This is a genomic window from Robiginitalea myxolifaciens (assembly GCF_900115205.1).
Classification (GTDB): Bacteria; Bacteroidota; Bacteroidia; order Flavobacteriales; family Flavobacteriaceae; genus Robiginitalea; species Robiginitalea myxolifaciens.
This window is the reverse complement of record NZ_FOYQ01000002.1, coordinates 942,707-960,657: the sequence shown is the minus strand read 5'-3', so window position 1 is coordinate 960,657 and position 17,951 is coordinate 942,707. Positions and strand designations below refer to the sequence as shown.

General features: G+C 43.8%; 16 protein-coding genes. 7 read left to right on the top strand and 9 right to left on the bottom strand.

All coding sequences use genetic code 11. The annotated features are described in order from the left end of the window. Positions 1 to 8: 8 nt before the first annotated feature. Complete coding sequence (locus BM318_RS12310) at positions 9 to 1,784, top strand: arylsulfatase (protein ID WP_092982886.1); 1,776 nt, start codon at positions 9 to 11, stop codon at positions 1,782 to 1,784. Between the two features lie 28 nt (positions 1,785 to 1,812). Here the strand turns inward: BM318_RS12310 and BM318_RS12305 are convergent, their stop codons facing one another. Then, a complete protein-coding gene (locus BM318_RS12305) occupies positions 1,813 to 2,703 on the bottom strand; it encodes a DUF5694 domain-containing protein (protein WP_245759830.1) in 891 nt (296 codons plus the stop codon). A gap of 283 nt (positions 2,704 to 2,986) precedes the next feature. On the opposite strand from BM318_RS12305, the gene BM318_RS12300 reads away from it, so the two are divergent. Beyond that, positions 2,987 to 3,340: a hypothetical protein gene (locus BM318_RS12300; RefSeq protein WP_092982885.1), complete on the top strand. Its 354-nt coding sequence runs from the start codon at positions 2,987 to 2,989 to the stop codon at positions 3,338 to 3,340. 93 nt (positions 3,341 to 3,433) lie between these two features. On the opposite strand, the gene BM318_RS12295 is transcribed toward BM318_RS12300, so the two are convergent. Next, positions 3,434 to 3,784: a VOC family protein gene (locus BM318_RS12295; protein ID WP_092982884.1), complete on the bottom strand. Its 351-nt coding sequence runs from the start codon at positions 3,782 to 3,784 to the stop codon at positions 3,434 to 3,436. Between the two features lie 5 nt (positions 3,785 to 3,789). Continuing rightward, the gene (locus BM318_RS12290; RefSeq protein ID WP_245759829.1) at positions 3,790 to 4,323 is read right to left on the bottom strand and encodes a VOC family protein; all 534 of its coding nucleotides are present in this window, start codon (positions 4,321 to 4,323) and stop codon (positions 3,790 to 3,792) included. Between the two features lie 200 nt (positions 4,324 to 4,523). On the opposite strand from BM318_RS12290, the gene BM318_RS12285 reads away from it, so the two are divergent. The 4 genes from BM318_RS12285 (at position 4,524) to BM318_RS12270 (ending at position 9,133) form a co-directional block, all read left to right on the top strand. Further along, on the top strand, positions 4,524 to 6,641 hold the full coding sequence (locus BM318_RS12285) for a glycoside hydrolase family 97 protein (protein ID WP_092982882.1): 2,118 nt from the start codon (positions 4,524 to 4,526) through the stop codon (positions 6,639 to 6,641). A gap of 23 nt (positions 6,642 to 6,664) precedes the next feature. After that, positions 6,665 to 7,651 (top strand): AraC family transcriptional regulator, encoded by a 987-nt coding sequence (locus tag BM318_RS12280; RefSeq protein WP_092982881.1) that lies wholly within the window; start codon positions 6,665 to 6,667, stop codon positions 7,649 to 7,651. Between the two features lie 102 nt (positions 7,652 to 7,753). Further along, entirely contained in the window at positions 7,754 to 8,257 is a 504-nt protein-coding gene (locus tag BM318_RS12275; RefSeq protein WP_092982880.1) for an anthrone oxygenase family protein, read from the top strand. 33 nt (positions 8,258 to 8,290) lie between these two features. Then, the gene (locus BM318_RS12270; protein WP_092982879.1) at positions 8,291 to 9,133 is read left to right on the top strand and encodes an NmrA family NAD(P)-binding protein; all 843 of its coding nucleotides are present in this window, start codon (positions 8,291 to 8,293) and stop codon (positions 9,131 to 9,133) included. Between the two features lie 122 nt (positions 9,134 to 9,255). On the opposite strand, the gene BM318_RS12265 is transcribed toward BM318_RS12270, so the two are convergent. From BM318_RS12265 to BM318_RS12240, 6 genes are read right to left on the bottom strand one after another with little or no spacing between them, the layout of a single operon-like run. After that, a complete protein-coding gene (locus tag BM318_RS12265; protein ID WP_143099974.1) occupies positions 9,256 to 10,806 on the bottom strand; it encodes a formylglycine-generating enzyme family protein in 1,551 nt (516 codons plus the stop codon). Then, positions 10,803 to 11,405: a toxin-antitoxin system YwqK family antitoxin gene (locus BM318_RS12260; RefSeq protein WP_092982878.1), complete on the bottom strand. Its 603-nt coding sequence runs from the start codon at positions 11,403 to 11,405 to the stop codon at positions 10,803 to 10,805. Before BM318_RS12260 ends, BM318_RS12265 begins: the two co-directional genes overlap by 4 nt. Positions 11,406 to 11,453: 48 nt before the next feature. After that, positions 11,454 to 14,156, bottom strand: a complete 2,703-nt coding sequence (locus BM318_RS12255) for an FtsX-like permease family protein (RefSeq protein ID WP_092982877.1) — start codon at positions 14,154 to 14,156, stop codon at positions 11,454 to 11,456. Further along, a complete protein-coding gene (locus BM318_RS12250) occupies positions 14,153 to 14,518 on the bottom strand; it encodes a PadR family transcriptional regulator (protein WP_092982876.1) in 366 nt (121 codons plus the stop codon). Before BM318_RS12250 ends, BM318_RS12255 begins: the two co-directional genes overlap by 4 nt. A gap of 1 nt (position 14,519) precedes the next feature. Next, the gene (locus BM318_RS12245) at positions 14,520 to 15,221 is read right to left on the bottom strand and encodes an ABC transporter ATP-binding protein (RefSeq protein WP_218155000.1); all 702 of its coding nucleotides are present in this window, start codon (positions 15,219 to 15,221) and stop codon (positions 14,520 to 14,522) included. After that, a complete protein-coding gene (locus BM318_RS12240) occupies positions 15,218 to 16,465 on the bottom strand; it encodes an efflux RND transporter periplasmic adaptor subunit (protein ID WP_092982875.1) in 1,248 nt (415 codons plus the stop codon). Before BM318_RS12240 ends, BM318_RS12245 begins: the two co-directional genes overlap by 4 nt. A gap of 295 nt (positions 16,466 to 16,760) precedes the next feature. Between BM318_RS12240 and BM318_RS12235 the strand changes: the two genes are divergently transcribed. Continuing rightward, positions 16,761 to 17,876 carry a helix-turn-helix domain-containing protein gene (locus BM318_RS12235; protein ID WP_092982874.1) on the top strand — a complete coding sequence of 372 codons (1,116 nt, stop codon included), beginning with the start codon at positions 16,761 to 16,763 and terminating at the stop codon, positions 17,874 to 17,876. The last annotated feature ends 75 nt before the right edge of the window (positions 17,877 to 17,951 follow it).

The window sequence follows — 17,951 nt, the reverse complement described above, 5'->3', positions numbered from 1 at the left end:
CTTTAGTTATGCGACCAATATATTATCTCGGACTTTTGTTATTGTGGCTCACGGCTTGTCAGGGTCATAAAACCGAATCGAGTTCGACCACTTCAGATGATAGACCGCCAAATGTGATCGTAATTCTTACGGACGACCAGGGCTGGGGTGACCTTAGTTTCAATGGCAATAGGAACTTTGAGACACCCAATCTGGATAGGCTGGCCCGGGAGAGTATTGTTTTTGACAATTTTTACGTGCAGCCGGTGTGTTCGCCAACCCGGGCCGAATTATTGACTGGCCGATACTTCACTAGTCTGGGAGTTTTTGATACTTCGGCGGGAGGAGAACGGATGGATTCGGAGGTGCCGACTATTGCGGATTATTTTAATAATGCGGGTTACGCTACCGCAGCTTTTGGAAAATGGCATAATGGCATGCAGGCCCCTTATCATCCAAATGCCCGGGGGTTTGAGGAATTCTATGGATTTGCTTCGGGACATTGGGGTAATTACTTCAGTCCCATTCTGGAGCACAACGGGGAGGTAGTGCGCGGGGAAGGCTACCTGGCCGATGATCTTACTACGCACGCCATATCCTATATCGAAAATCATCAGGAAGAGCCCTTCCTCCTGTATTTGGCTCTCAATACGCCTCACAGCCCCATGCAGGTTCCGGATTCTTATTGGGAGAAATTCAGGGACAGGGAGTTGCGCCAACGCTATGCAGGGGATGAGCCTGAGGATGAAAATTTTACCCGGGCGGCCCTGGCAATGGTGTCTAATATCGATGATAATGTAGGTAGGGTAGTCGCGCAGTTGGAAACACTCGAATTGGCAGAGAACACCATCGTGGTTTATCTCTCGGACAACGGTCCCAATGGATGGCGCTATAATGGAGGCATGCGTGGCAAAAAAGGATCTACTGATGAGGGAGGTGTGCGTTCTCCCTGCTTTATTCGATGGAAAGGGAACTTACCGGCCGGGAAACGCCTGGATCACATTGCGAGTGCGCTGGATTTGTTTCCTACCCTGGCCAACCTGACAGGGCTTGATACCGGTAGGCTAAGCGAGCTCGACGGAAGGAATATTGCTCCTTTACTCCATGGAGAATCTCAGGATTGGCAGGATCACTTAATATTCAACCATTGGAACGGGAAAACCAGTATCCGCTCACAGGATTTTCGCCTGGACGAGCAGGGGCGATTGTATGAAATAAGGAGCGATCGGGGTCAGTTGACAAAAGTGAACACCAGGTATCCTGAGATAGAAGCACAGTTACAAGCTGCCAGGGATTTGTGGACAGAAAATACCTTGGGTCAAGGCGTTAAGGATAGACCCTATACCCTGGGGCATCCGGACTATAGCTTCACACACCTTCCTGCTCGTGATGGCAGTGGCTTCGGTGCAATATCCAGAAGCAATAAATACCCGAATGATAGTTTTTTTATGGGTTGGGCTGGCCTAGGGGATTCCATTGTCTGGGATGTAAATGTATTGGAGGAAGGAGATTTTGAAGTGGATCTTTATGCTACGGTAAAGCCTGATGATGTAGGGGCAGTCATTCAACTTACTCATGGTGAAAATCAGGTTTCGGCGGTTTTGGATACGCCCCATGATCCGCCTCTACAAGGCATGAACAGGGATCGTGTACCAAGGATTGAATCCTACACTAAAGAATTTAAAGCCTTCCAATTAGGGACTATTCACCTGGAAGCCGGACGTGATTCGATGGTGCTCAAAGCACTTGAAGTACCCGGAAAAGGCGTTGCCGATGTGCGATTGTTGGTGTTTAGGCGGAAGTAATGATTACACCTCCTACAAATCCAATCGGCTAGAGACTATCGAATTCCACAAACTCGTACTGGGGAGAAGCCTCGAAGAACTGACGCAGCACTGCGGCGTGGCCATTGCCGAAAATGACGAGGATACGATCTTCCGGACCCTCGGTCATTGCGACGATTTTCGAGAAAATGCGCAGGTTTCTGTTGTACCACCACATGGAGAGATGGTCGGCGCTCTGCCCCTCGGCCTTCCCCATACTTCCGGTTAGATAGAGTCCGTAATTCGCCAGATGATTTTCCCGTGAATTCATGACTTTGAAGTAATCTAACAGGTTCATTTTGGGAATGATCTTATCGTCGTAATCCAGCCATTTTTTTGACAGTTCCCAGTACGGATCCGGGGCTTCCCAATCAATTTTACCTGTGAGGGATTTTACCAAATTCGAATCCCTGACAAAAAGCTCATTGATCAGGGCCTGGGCATCCAGGGAGTAAATGGTATCCAAATTCATATCCCGGGCCATGCGCATTCCGAGGGTATAGCGTTCGTCCCGCTTATCGGCGTGCTCCCCATTTTTATAAGCTTCAAACTTGCCCATCGTATTCCAGGAAGGGCGGGCTTCAATGGCTATTTTGTTCGGCTTAAATTTCGCAATGTGGGCAATAAGTTCTTCCAACTCGCTGCGTTTAGGTTCCTCGAGTACATCGATCTTGTCATCGTCCGAGGTTTTGTGTGCGTCCAGTCCGGGATACTCGAAGTGGAAGGTGCCCACAACTAGTACCTTGGTGCGCTCGCTTGGATAGAAATCCGATGGCCCTTTCAAGGTGTCCAAGACAGTATTAACAGGTTCAGCGGCCTGTGTAGTTTCCTTTTGATCCTTACAAGCGGAAAGAAAAAGAATAAGAAATAAGGTTAAAGCGGCTGGTATAGCGGTTCTCATGGGTTGTGTTTTTCCTAAAGACGTCTGACAGAAAAAATTGTTACGGTTTGGCAACGGGAGGGCAAGGCTTTAAAATGTATCTGCATTATATCGAAAAGTCTTACATAAAAAGAAGAAATTACCCTATATTTTACATTCGAATTCGAAACAGTTGAAATTAGGGTGCTAACGGAATTGGCCATCTAAAGAACATCCTTTGACATTTCAACATACCAAACCAATTGATCGACAACGCCTAGCTATTTCTGTTTTAATGTTTAAGTCTAATTTAAATTCAAGTGAAATGAAAAAGATTGTAGCGATTTTAGCTTTGGTAGTAGTTGGTTATTCCGCGAATGCTCAAAGTCCAACAAACGAAATCCAGCAGGCCCTGGTAAACGGTTGCAATGATGGAACTAATGCCCGGGGAAAGCAACCTTTTGGAAATGCTTACTACAGCATTATGAATAATGGGTCGATAAGTGCCGAATATAAAGATGCCTATAACGAGGCGTATACACGTTGTTTCGGAGGGGGAAAGTACTATTGGAAAAAGGATGTGCTCGTCTATGAACCCCCAAAAGACATAAAAGACAGTTCAATTAAACCGGGAATCTACACTTTCAAAACTTATCTCGGCGCGCTTAAAAAGCAATGAGGTTAGTTCCTGGGATAGGCGATTCCTATGTCTTCCTTTATGTAACAGACCCCGCTCACAGTAGCGGGGTTCTTTGTACATCCTACAATACGCTTACTTTGGAGTAATAAGCCCTAAGATATTTCCGGAGATATCCTGAAACCAGGCGAATTTCCTTCCATCCGGAAGCTGCACAGGGGCAACTATGATTTCACCACCCTTTTCTTTAATCACTCGAAGATCTTTTTCCAGGGAATCGGTTTCTATGTAAATCGTTATGTAGCGCTGTAAATCCTCAGGACCGAGCTGATTGATATGCCCGCTAAGGGAATGTTCCGCTTCGGTTTTGATTACAGCCGAATTTCCATGACGCTCTAATTCCCAATTAAATACCGTCTTGTAGAATTCGCTGGCTTTTTCAATATCCTGACACCCTATTTCAAAGTGGACTATTCTTCTTTTCATTTCTCTTACTTATTCGTTGGACTTCCCAATGCCGACAGGACACTGTCTACAGGTTCCCATAATTCAATCTTGTTGTTTTCGGGATCCAGGATATGTACAAATTTCCCGTAAGGGTACTCCACAATACTATCCAGAACAACCGCCCCATTTCGCTCGAGTTTTTCGACCAGCGCTTCGATATGTTGCACCCGATAATTAATTACGAACCCCTTATTGGAAGGCTCGAAATAATCGTTGGGGTTGGAGAGACTCCACCTCAGATAATTCTTTTGCGTGGAATCCCTGGCATTTCTTGTTTCAAAGACAGCTCCGTACTGATCCATAGCTATCCCGAGATTTTCCGCATACCAAGAGGTTGTTGAATCAGGGGAATCGGCCATTAAAAATATTCCGCCAATTCCTGTTACCCTTGGTGTGGTGTCAATAGCCTGGGTGGTTGCGGAATGGGCATTTTCAGGTTTGGGGGAATTGTCCATATTGTCCTGACAACTCCATATAAAAAAGCCAAGGAAGCAGAATGACAGTATAAATTTTCGCATGCTGGTTGGATTTAAATTGAATTTTGTGAGGTAAAAGCGTTCAAAAGGAAACGTTGATTTAAAATTCGGGTTTCTTCGGGAAAACGCGATAGTACTTTAGTGCCAATTGCTTGATGTCTCTATCATTTATTCGTATTTTTTGTGGCTTAATCAATCTATCCAAATTTGGCATTGATTGCTAATCTATCAACCGAATTATAATGAAACAGTTTAAAAATCTACTTCTTTTAATCGCTATTTCAACGACGTTCTGGCAATGTTCGGAGCTTAATGAGGCAACGGTTGCCTCACCGGACGGACAGATTTCCATAAAGTTTGAGCTGGACGAATCAGGGAGCCCGAGTTACACAGTGACTCGTGGTGAGACGGCCATCATCAACCCTTCAAAAATGGGCTTTGAATTAGAGGGTCAGGAGGATATGATGGGTGGATTTGAAATCCTTAATGTTGCGAACAGTTCATTTTCTGAAGAATGGGAAATGCAGTGGGGGGAACAGCGTATTGTCCAGAATACGTACAACCAGCTAACTATAAGACTGGCAGAAAAAGGTGGGGCCCAGCGCCCGCTCACCATCTATTTCAAAGCCTATGACGATGGGATAGGGTTTCGCTATGAATTCCCTGAACAAGAAGGCGTCGATTCATTGTTCATCAGCGAGGAAAGAACTGAGTTTGCCCTTAACGGGGATCATACCACATATTGGTTGCCTGGGGATTGGGATATCTACGAGCTCTTATATTCCAAGTCGCGGTTTAGTGAAATTGATGCCACCCAAATGAGGAATCATCCAGATCTGGCTGCCACCTACATCCCGGTGAACGCGGTCAATACACCGGTAACGATGAAAACCGATGACGGCATGTACCTCAGTTTTCACGAGGCCAACCTAACCGACTATTCTGGAATGACCTTGCAGGTAGATCCGGAAAACCTAGCCATGGTCAGTAATTTGGTAGGATCAGAGCGCAATAACTATAAAGTAAAACGAGCCTTGCCCTTTCAAACACCCTGGAGAACGATTCAGATCAGTGAAACTGCTGGAGGCTTGATAGATTCTAAACTCATAGTAAACCTTAATGATCCCAACAAACTGGGCGATATCAGCTGGTTTGAACCTATGAAATACATGGGGATCTGGTGGGAAATGCACCTGGGACTTTCTACTTGGGATTTAGAGGGCTCGCAAAGCATGAATACTTTTGAGACCGGGAATCAGGAGGTTGTAGGAACTCACGGTGCCAATACAGAAAATGCGAAGCGTTATATCGATTTTGCAGCTGCCAATGGGATTAAAGGCTTGCTGGTGGAAGGCTGGTATACCGGCTGGGACCACTGGACCGGATTCGAAGAGCGCGAAGGGATTTTCGATTTTGTGACGGAGTATCCGGATTATGACATCGAGGAAGTGGTACGCTATGGCCGGGAAAAAGGGGTCGAGCTTATCATGCACCACGAAACTTCGGCTGCCCCTAGGACGTACGAACAGCAATTAGATACGGCATATAGCTTAATGAGTTCCCTGGGGATCCACGCGGTTAAAACAGGTTATGTTGGTAAAATTATTCCCAAAGGCGAATACCACCACGGGCAGTGGATGGTAAACCACTATCGCAAAGTCCTGGAGCATGCGGCCGCAAACCAGGTGGCTGTTAATGCCCACGAACCAATAAAGGCTACAGGTATCCGAAGGACGTATCCCAACGCCATTGCCCGGGAAGGGCTTCGTGGGCAGGAATTTAATGCCTGGGCAACGGATGGAGGTAATCCCCCGGAACACCTTTCCATGGTAGCCTTTACAAGGATGTTGGGAGGCCCCATTGATTTTACACCAGGTATTTTTGAATTGAGCCTGGAGCCTAAACCAGACAACCAGATCAATACCACCTTAGCCCATCAGCTGGCGCTCTATGTTGTGATTTACGGCCCAGTACAAATGGCTGCGGACCTGCCTGAGAATTATGAAGGACATCCGGCCTTTCAGTTTATTCGGGATGTTGGGGTAAACTGGGAGCAATCCATGACCCTGGATGGGGAACCTGGCGATTTTGTAGTAATAGCCAGGGAAGAGCGGGAAACCGCCAATTGGTTTGTCGGGGCTATTACGGACGAAAACGAGCGCGAAATCACTATCGATTTTGATTTCCTCCCGGAAGGAACCTCCTTCAAGGCAACTGTTTATAAGGATGGGGATGAAGCCCATTATAAAGACAACCCCGGAGACTATGCCATCGAATCGGCCTCAATTAGTAAGGGAGACACACTCAGCTTTAAGCTCGCAGCCGGTGGTGGGGTAGCGATTAGTCTGATGAAGGAGTAAACCCCCAAGTAGTAAATTGTGCCTTGAAGTACATCTCGATTCACCTGTACCGGAAAATGGTCAACTGTGCATTAGCAGAGGGGGTGAAATTGAGTGTGCTGAAACAATTGCCTACTCCCCATGATGCGCTGGAGGGCATTCAGGCAGTCCCGGCAGATCATTTTTTTGAACTCCACGAAATACTCGACCAGGCTTTAGGGCCTGGATTTGCCATCCGGGTAGGACAGCAAATGAAGATAGAGGATTATGGAGTTCTCGGACTATCCTGGCGTACCTGTTCTTGGGCAGGGGAAATATTCGAACGCAGTGAGCGCTATTTTAAGTTGCTCTCAGACACCTATGCCTTTAAGGTTCAGAAACTGGGGACCTCATCGGTGATCCATTTACTTCGGGAACCCCACCGCAGAGGCCTTGAGCTTTCCAATGAAGCGACACTTTCGGCTACTGTGGTCGTATTACAGGCCATGACCGAAACTAAAATTTCTCCTATCGAGGTTACTTTTAAACACGATCCTCCTTGTGATTTAAGCAGTTATACCACAGCCTTCGGCTGTCCGGTTCTTTTTAACCAGCCTGCGTATTCGATAACCTACCATACCAGTGACCTGGAAACCCGAACGGCGAAGGCGGATGCCAGTATAAACCGTTTCCTGGTAGAGCGGGTGGAAGAAGAAAGGCTTGGGTTGGTGGTTTCGGCCAATAAGGTAGCTTTGGATGTTGAAGGCCTTATCCGGGATGCCTTGCCCAGTGGGATTCCGAGTATCCGGCAAGTAAGCGAACATATGGGGATGAGCAACCGTACACTCGCCCGGAGGCTGCAGGAGAATGACCTTACCTTTCGGGATCTTATACGCAAGACCCAGGAAAATGTAGCCCGGGATTTATTGCTCAATACAGGACGCACAGTCTCTGAAATTGCCTTTGAAACTGGCTTTGCAGAACAAAGCACGTTTAGTCGCGCATTCAAGCGTTGGACGGGTTATTCTCCACTTCACTTTCGAAATCTTTAGGAATTTCTGCTACTTGGCAGAAACTGTCATAACAATGGCATGAATGGCCAAGCACGACCTTTGTGTTGCCCGTAGTTTTACATCGTTAAAATTTCGGACACCATGGAATTCACTTTCAAAACCCTAGTATTTTTTTCGGCTGTAACCCTGACCGGTCTTTCAGCAGGCTTCTTTTCCGCCTGGTCTGTATCGGTTATCCCGGGTACTTTAAAAGTTCCGGATTTGACTTATCTGCAAACCATGCAGTCCATAAACCGGGCCATTTTAAACCCGGCCTTTTTCCTCATTTTTTTTGGAAGCCTGATTCTTCTTGGTATTACCAGTGTAACCGAGTTCCATTCGAGCCGGCTGGTTTTTTGGTTGGTGTTAGGATCCGCGATCACCTATTTCGGAGGGACTTTCGGTGTTACCGCAATGGGTAACGTCCCTTTGAATAACCAATTAGATGTTCTGGACCTTGCCAATATGAGTGCGGAGCAAATAATGACTTTCAGGGAGTATTATGAAATGCGCTGGAATCGACTGCACGCGATACGTACCGCTTTTGCGGTTATCGCCTTTCTGGCTGCACTCCTCGGACTTTTATTCAAATCAAAAATTCAATAAGCAATTAATTAGAAACCCAAAATAAGTAGTGAAATGAAACACAATGTATTAGTTATCGGCGGCACAGGTAAAACAGGTAGCCGCGTAGTTGAAAGGCTGAACGAAGCAGGTCATATTATTCAAATTGGATCGAGAAATAGCCAACCTGCATTTAACTGGGACGATCCCGCAACCTATGCCCCTGCCTTAAAAGGGATGGACCGGGCGTATATCGTTTACTATCCGGATCTGGCTGTGCCCGGGTCCAGAGAAGCTATTGAGAAACTAACAGAAGTGGCTTTAAAACAAGGCCTTGAAAAAGTGGTTTTGCTTTCTGGTAAAGGAGAACGGGAAGCTGAGGTCTGTGAGCAAATCGTTGCGGATTCAGGTTTGAACTACACCCTGGTGCGAGCCTCATGGTTCAATCAGAATTTCAGCGAGGGGGCGTTTCTTGAGTCGGTCCTTGCTGGAACGGTTGCCCTGCCGATGCCTGAAGCGGAGATTCCATTCGTAGATGCGGATGATATCGCGGATATCGTTGCAAAAGTTCTGGTGGATGATTCGTATAACGGACAGACGATTACCGTGACCGGCCCTCGCAAAATGACCTGGGGTGAAGTGGTTGCAGCTATGTCAGCAGGAATCGGCCGGGAAATCAAGTACGTTCCCATTACCCTTGATGAATTCAAAGGAGGCATGCAGGCTGCCGGATTGCCGGAGTCCTACATTTGGTTATTCGGTTACCTGTTCGAAGAGGTGTTGGGCAATCCTGAGAACCAGGATGTTTCTCACGATATAGAAAGGGTTCTGGGACGAATGGCTACTGATTTCAAAGAATTTGTAGCAAAAACAAAGGCCACTGGAATTTGGAATCAGCAGGTGTCGCAGGCGTTGTGAAGCAAAGCATTTGAAACAATTGAGAATAGATAAGTGCATCCCTCGCAACTCCAGTTGCGGGGGATTTTATTATGGCGCTATCTCCAGATGCGGTCGCAGTGCTCAATTTTCCTTTGAGCTAGTTAGTCTTTAACACCTCTGAATCCTGAGTAAGGCGTTCGTATATCCACTCCTTTTCTATATACACAAAACCTGTCTGCAATTCTGCCGTGATTCTCGTGATACGACCAGGAACCTCCTCTGTAGCCGAATACTAAATCAGTTCCTGAGGCGTAGTGCCAATCCACACTGTTAGACTTACCTTCTTCTGATAGAATTCCATCTCCAACAGTGCCTTCATATTGTCTGCTATAGCTATTTCCAACAGGAATTACAGGTTCTCGTACATTACCACTTAAATCCAAGGTGCCGTAGTATCCACTACCTGTTGTTACCCGATTGAGAACACTTTTCTCTTTGGCGTGTATACCCGTTTGCAGTGGGCCGCGATAGGTCATCTTTGAAGACAAATTTCTGCAACCCCCGTAGTCCGGATCGCTCCCCCGATCCCCGCAAACATCTTTATAATTATTAAAGCCCAAATAATTTACGTGAATGTTACCGTCGACATAAAAATCGCCTTCTCCCAGGGGAAATAAGTTTTTATCGAGAAAAAATTGGTTCTCAATTTCACTGCCGCCCCATGAATATTCTCTAAATTTTGGCTTTACTGGACCTCTGGAAGATTTTTCAAACTCTAACTCTGTCATAATGCGCAGTCCTGCCCAATCGGCATAAGCCAGGCAATCATTCCAAGAGATGAAACTGCAGGCCTGGTTGGGTCTTGTCGTTACGAATTTACCCTCATTAAACGTTATAAAATTGCCGTAGTCTCTCCTTGTACCCCCTTGAAAAGTATCATTGATATCTATCCTCCTGGCCGCCTGGGACGGAGATAATGAATTTAGGAAGTTGCAATATTGCTGTTCTGTAAGCTCATATCGCATTTGATAAAAGGAGGAAAAACCCTTGGGGAATTTTTTTGGCAGAACACCTTTTTTGTCTCCAGAGTAAGTATTCACCCCGGGGATTTCTGCATCCTGATAATTTAGACATCCATCGCATTCACCAATGAGGATTTCTTTCTCGGAATCGACTATATACGTACCATCAAAGGTCCCATTAATCCCCGATTTGAAAAAGGCGTTTAAAGGGGCTCCCAGCGATCCCCGACTTGTACTTTTAGAATTTCGATATTCAAATGATTTGGGATCACCCAGATAGAATTTTCCCTGGGGAATGTATACCATCTCTAAACAATGAGGCAAAATATCAGCTTCGCTGTCCTGAAAGGAAATCCGAAAGTCAATACAAGTTTGGGATTCTGTATTCTTATTGGGAACTACGAAAAATCCACTTTTATCGGAGGAGAGGACTGCTGAGAAGTTGAAATTCTCAAGGCTAATCGACACTATTGGTACGCTTCGACTCCCTTGTTTAAAGAATACATATAAGGCACTGGAGTTGGTTTGATCATTCCAATAATCGTAGTACTTGATTATTCCCGCTGTTCCAGACCTTGAGTTTGACAGTATTTCAATTTTGGCTCTGGATGAGCTTTCATATCTACTCTTAGAGAAGGAGGCACTGTGGAAAAGAAGGAACAGCAGTGACAAAAAGGTAACTGGCCTCATTCTAACACTTCATTAAATCGCTTCTTTTCCTTACCCATAGCCGTCGTGTGGTAATCCCATTTCCCGATACGTTTTCCATCTTTTAGTTCCCCCATCATTCTTCTTTTACCAGGTTGTGCAGCAAAATTCCATTCCCAGGTACCATTGGCAGGCTTACCATTTACATCAAAGAATTCCCACCCTTCAGTCATTCTTCCGTCTCTGTAGTTACCCCGCATGGCAAGTTGCCCATTCCGATGATAAAACTGAGCGGGTCCGTTTTCGATCTGCGCAATGAAATTGAGCTGCTCAGCGAGTTGGCCGTTTTCATACCAAATCTGATACTTGCCCTCAATCTTGTTGTCGATAATCGTCGCTTTAAAAAAGAGGTTTCCATTTTTATGATACCAGCGCCAGTCTTCTCGATTATCAGAATCATACCGCGCTGTCATCCAGGAATTTCCTGATTTATGGTAAACGGTTTCTTTGGTCTTTTTGCCATCTTCATATATTATTTCCCATCGCTGATTTGTCTCCGGGTAATTCTTCACGATTGTATCCTGTGAAGCCGCATAAGCTGAGCATAAAAGCAGGCATGGTAAAAGCTTTATCGATTTCATACTATTCTATTACGTGTTGGCAATGCAATGACTATCTAAAAAAATGCGTTACTGCTCCTCTCGGAGCGCTTCCACAGGTTCACTGCGTATCACACGAAGCGTAACCAAACTCACCGCTGCACTACTAATTGCCAGGGTTAATACAGTTGCTAAAAGAAATACCATCAAATTGATATCTATGCGATAGGCAAATGTGGACAACCACCTAGATACCCCCAGGTAGGTGACGGGTGCGGCGACAAAGAATGCAAAAACCAGCAGGGGCAAATACTCCTTGTTGAACAATTTGACAATTCCCAGCGTTGAAGCCCCCAGTATCTTTCGCATTCCGATTTCTTTGCGCTTGAGCGTGGTCAAATAAGCGGTCAAGGCAATTAGACCCAGGATTGCCACCAGAAAGGCAATCACGCTGAAATAGACACAAAGACGTCCAATTTTCTGCTCTTGCTCGTATAAAGCATTGACATTTTGAGTTAGGAATTCATACATGAAGGTATCGTTGGGTTTTACCTTTTTGAAAGCAGCTTCTACGCTTTGCAAGACCGTCTCTGATATGCTTTCGTCGTAGCTTATTGAGGCCAGATACGCGTAATCGGACTGACGATAGACCCGAACGAACATTGGGGTGATCTTTTCTTTTAGGGAAAACACATTGATATCGCTTGTGAACCCCCCTATTTGAAAAGGGAAGCCAACCTCACCCGTTTCTTCGTCCGTATATTCAGGTTCTTCAATAATAGTTCTTCCGATTAAGTCCTCTTTTGGGATATTAAACTGAGTGGACAGCTTCTGTGCGGCTGTTTCGTTGATCAATACAATATTCGAGGGTGCGTTTAAGGGATTGTCCAAGTAGTCGAGGATACTTGTTTCTATCCCTAATAGCTTCAGGGAGGCATAATCAAAATAAACATTGTACGCATCATCAAAGACTTGATCCGTGTCTTTTAAACGATAGGTAGTTTGATTGTAGGGAGTGGTGCCCATATCGCTCCCAGTGCCTACTCCAGTGATTCCTGAAATGCTGTTCAACTCATTCCTAAAGGCTGTAAAAGTCTCCCAGTTGGAATTAATATCCACATAGAGAATGTTCTCTTTTTGATAACCCAGATCTTTATCACTTATAAATTCAAGCTGGTTATTCACAAATAGTGTCAGACTACAAAGCCCGATTAGCAAACCAAACTGAAAAGTAATTATGGCCTTACGTACCGTAAAAGAGCTGCTTCGATCTTTGACCATGTTACCTTTAAAAAGACTAGTAATCTTTCGGTTGCTCAAGAAAATTGAAGGGTAAAGCCCAGAGAGCAATCCTACCAGGATCAATAAAGAAATCAAAAGAAGCCAGAAGCTACCCTGGGCCCAAAAATCGGTAGCAATTGCTACTCCCATAAAGGCATTGAGCCGGGGAATAATAAAAATTAAGAGCACGATTATCAGTGGAGTGGATAGTAGCGCAATGAGTAAGGCTTCTATCAGGAATTGTTTTGAAACGCTTACTTGGCTGGCCCCAAATATTTTTCGCATTCCTATTTCACGCATTCTACTGGCATTCATCGCAATGGATAGATTGGTGTAATTACTGATGGTCAGCAGTAGAATGATACTGGAAATGATACTGAATATGTACAGATACTGCTTATCGCCTGGTGGTTTTATTTCGTAAAGCTTGTCTGAGTTGAGGTGAATATCCTGAAGTCGGTCTAGCGTAAAACCACCGAAGAGCTCGCTTCTGGACAACCGGGGATTAATCTCCCCAATTTTTAGGTCCAAATTCCTTTTAATGGCTGTCCCATCTGTACCATTTGCCGCTTTGACATAAGTCCTTGCACCCCAGTAGTCAATTCGTCTCTGATGAATCACGACGTTAAAATCAAGATGGGAGTTAGACGGCACATCTTTCAATACACCTGCAATTGTAAAGGCTGTAGTATCAATGACAATGGATTGACCTATGACCTTATCGGCATTCCAGTCCATACCGTAAAATCGTTCTGCCTCACTTTCAGTAAATAAAACCGTTCTCGGATCATTGGTAAATTGTTCTTTTGATCCGACTATCCATTCCCACCCAAAAAGTTCCAGGAAGGAATTAGGCGTGTTGGTTTGAAGGATCTTCGTCGTTTCCAATCTGTCTTCACCTGTATTAATGTATTGTGGGTTGTCAAATATGAAAAATTGGCATGCTGCTTCGACACCTGTAGCTTTCCTTATGGCATCGATATGAATTTGCTGTTTTTCAGCAGTCGAGCTATTGTAATCTTCAAACCCGATCATGCTGTATTCCTGCGATCGTAAATTCTGTCCAACCCGATAAATCCTTTCTGATTCGGGTACAAAATCATCGAAACTGGTTTCATAGTCGATATAGAGGATTGCCAGGACTGCACAGACAATTCCTATGGTTAAACTAGTAAGGTTGATCAGGTTGTAAAAACTCTTCCTACCAAGATTCCGCCAACCGATTTTCAAGTAATTAGGCAATAAAAAGGCTAAATCACCTAAAAAACCAGTGCTACGGCTTTTGACGTCGCTCATTTCACGGGCGAGTTGATTCGGGTCAGCTATTGTTTTTTTCCGGGCACGTGCGAAAGCGTCCTCAGCCGCAATCCCGTCCTTCAGGAGTGCATCATATCTGTCGCGCAATCCAGAGGCAAGTTCTTCCGCGAATTCAGGATCGATGGAATGGTATTTGAGCAGGGCTTTTTGCCAGTCGCTAATCGCTTTGTCTACATTAAAAGGCTGAGTGCTCATTGTATCGGAATTTGAATTTCAGTCAAAGACAGACGATCCTGATTACCCCACAAGCTTTCAAAAATGGTATTTACGTTTAACCACTGTGTTTTTTCTTCGGTCAGTTTAGCCCTACCTGTATCCGTGATTTTATAGTATTTGCGCTTGCGTCCAGATTCTGTTTTTACCCATCTGGAAGAGATTAGTTTTTCTTTTTCCATCCGTTTAAGCACGGGATAGAGCATTGCGTCGGTCCACTGTAATTCTCCACCGGACATGCGTTCTACTTCCTGGATAATGTTGTAACCGTAATTCTCACCATAGGATAAGATGCTTAGAACCATGGGCTTGGTAGAGGCGGCTATGAGTGCTTTCGTGGCCATCTTATATTGCTTTTAAGTTTGATTCATTTTCTAAAATATTGCCATCAAAAAGCTGAATGGTACGCTCTGCATAGGCAGCATCCTTATGCGAGTGGGTAACCATCACGATACTTGAGCCGGCAGCATGTAATTCCTTAATAATATTCATGACTGCTTCTGAATTTTTTGAATCCAGATTACCTGTAGGCTCATCCGCTAAGATTAATTTGGGGCGTACTACTATTGCCCGTGCAATAGCGACTCGTTGCTGCTGCCCGCCTGACAATTGTTGTGGATAGTGATCTTTGCGGTGCATCATTTCGAGTGATTCCAAAGCTTTTTCTACGCGTTCCTTCCTTTCGGCTTTTGAAATTTTCAGATACAAAAGGGGTAGTTCTACATTTTCAAAAGTGGTTAGCTCATCAATTAGGTTGAAGCTTTGAAAAATGAAACCCATATTCCCTTTACGAATACTGGCTCTGTCTTTCTGTGAAAGCCCGTTTATCTGGTAATCTTCAAACTGATAAAGACCATCGTCCATCTTATCAATCATCCCGATAACATTGAGCAATGTGGACTTTCCACTTCCTGATGGACCCATGATCGATACAAATTCGCCATGCTTAATTTCGAGATCTATACCATTGAGTGCGGCAGTTTGCATACTTTCTGTATAATGGTATTTATATACATCTTCCATACGGATCAAAACATCCTTATTCATTGTTTGTCAATTTTAATTTTTTCGAATTCTTTATAGCGATCATAGCTTGAGATGATAACTCTATCACCTGCAGCAAGGCCATTGAGAACTTCGTGATAGTCTGCATTTTTGTTTCCCAACTGTATTTGAGTTTTTACAGCTTCCCCATTGTTGATTTTATATACCCAATTGCCACCAGTGCTGTTGTAGAACTGACCGACCGGTAATACGGTACTATTTTGAGCTTCACTTAAAAATAATTGTACGCGCGAGGTTTGTCCTTTTCGCAGATTTTCTGGGATAGCATCGACAAAAGAAAGCTCAATTTGAAAGTTACCAGAGGTAATAGTAGGAATGATTCTTTGTACGTTTATACTATAATCACTACCGTTAATGGTAGCTGTGCCTTGAGTTCCAGTTTCAATCGAATTGATATACAATTCATCGACCTGAGCCAGAATAATAGGTTGCGCCATCTCATAAATTTCGCCTATTCGATCCCCTTCGTTGATGGTTTGTCCCAGTTGGATTTCAAAATCGCCGAGGCGGCCATCCTGTTGTGCTTGTACAATCAGTCGATTCAGAATTTGATTGACAGCTTCCAGGTTTTGCTCTATTCGCTTTTCTGATAATCGAATTTGACCGAGTTCAATGCTTCGCGCGCGAGAATCGGCATTGTAGGCTTCTTTGAATAACTCTTTTCTATTTAAGAAGTATAAATACGATTTAGATATTTCCTCATATTCCTGTAATGAGATCACCCCCCTTGCATATAGTTTTTTATTTCGCTCATAGCGAGGTTTTTGTAGATCGATCTGGTAGTTAATTTCTGCGAGCTCTTCCTTTTGATTCAGGTCATTCTGATTGAGTAAAATCTTAGTTTGACGCTGCCCATTGAGTTGCTCGAGCAGTTGTGACTCGCGTTGCAGCACCTCGAGCTCGAGGTTTGAATTTTCCAAAATCAGGATTGTATCACCTGCCAACAAGGGGTCTCCTGCTTCTTTGTATATTCTTTTGACACTTCCGGATTGTTTAGCATCAATTACTATAAAATCTTTAGGAGTTATCACTCCCTGAAGGCTGATTGCAGAGGTGAATTCAGCAGTTGTTACCTCGGCTACTAATAATTCAGCAGGATCAATTTCAAAAGTGGATTTATAAGATGAAAAAAGCATTGAACTGGTTAGTGCAATCAGTACTAGTGCCCCAATTCCATACTTCCATTTTTTCTTAGTAGTAGCTGAACGCTTTATTCTCTTATCCATTTACCTAATAGTGTTAGGCAAATATACATAATAATATTAGGTATGCAAGAACAAGCTCAAAAATTTGGATTTTTATTATCAGTTATTGGTTAGTAGTCAGGTCTGAATTACAGCAATTTGGTTAATAGCTAAAGGCAAAAAAGTCCTGTGAAATCAGTTTTTGGCGCTTAAGATCACTTGGATCGCCCACCTTAGCGTTCCACTGAATTTATATACGCCACTTATAAGCGCGGGGTTTGTACTTTAGGAGATACGGAATATCTTCATGAAGCCTTTGATCAGAAACCATCTATAAATGGAATTGCTACTCGATTTCATAATTATTGCAGGTATTACTATAACCTTGATGTTATTGTTTAGGAGCCTGAAAAAGAAAGGTAAAGCAATGCATCATAAGATTCTGATTGTCTTTTTTTTCGTCATATTTCTAGTTTTCCTTCACGCCTATAGCGGTTTGCATCAGCTTACCGATATTTTCAAAGGAACTTTTCTTTTTCAGTTTAGTATCCTTTGGATCCTTGGTCCTTTGCTTATTCATTATTTGGATGCGCTTTTCAGGCATGCAAGGCCCTGGCCGCAGCGAATTGTGTGGCTCTATATTCCAGTGCTGGCAGTCGTATTATTTGTAGGAGTCCCGCTGACTATAGAAGTGTATGCGGAAAGAAGAATTTTTGCCTATTTAGATTTAATAGATAATAACCAGGTAGGTTTTGCTATCATCAGGGATGTTGTTTTTTTAATATTTCTGCTAACGGGGTCATATTATTTCAACCAATATCAACGGGCCATAAAAGCAACATACTCTTCCTTACTAAACACGGACATAACCTGGATACGTTATTTAATTGGATTGTGCATTGCGTTCACATCAATAGATTTAGCCTCACTTTTCTTAGAGATTTTTAGTTCTGAGGGCGCTTTCTATGGAGCATATTTCTCGGTTGTATCACTTTTTTTAGTTACTCTTTTCCTAGGTTATACTGGTGTGGAACAACCAAAGATCATTGTTGCAGATTTCTTATTAGAAGATATTAATAGCATTAGACAACCTCAGCAGATAGAAATCACCAAAGGAGATAAGGAATTAATCGGGGCCCTTGATTCCATGATGATAAAAGATAAACTCTTCCTTGCAGAGGAATTAACCCTGGGCGAGCTTGCCGACAATCTTGGTATTACCGACAAGGAATTATCGGCTTTGCTCAATCAAAAAAAGCAAATTTCTTTCTACGACTATGTAAATGGATTCAGGGTCGATGAATTTAAAAAGCGGGTTAAAGAGGAACAGTATAAACACCTGACCTTATTGGGAATTGCTTTTGATTGCGGGTTTAATTCCAAGGCGAGTTTTAATAGGATCTTTAAAAGGCATACCGGACAATCTCCTTCAGAATTTAGAAAGAGCTCATAAAACAGGACTCAATTCTTCGCATGAGACGTATTGTAATAGTCAAAGCTGTTCTTTTGATCAGAATTCGACATTAGG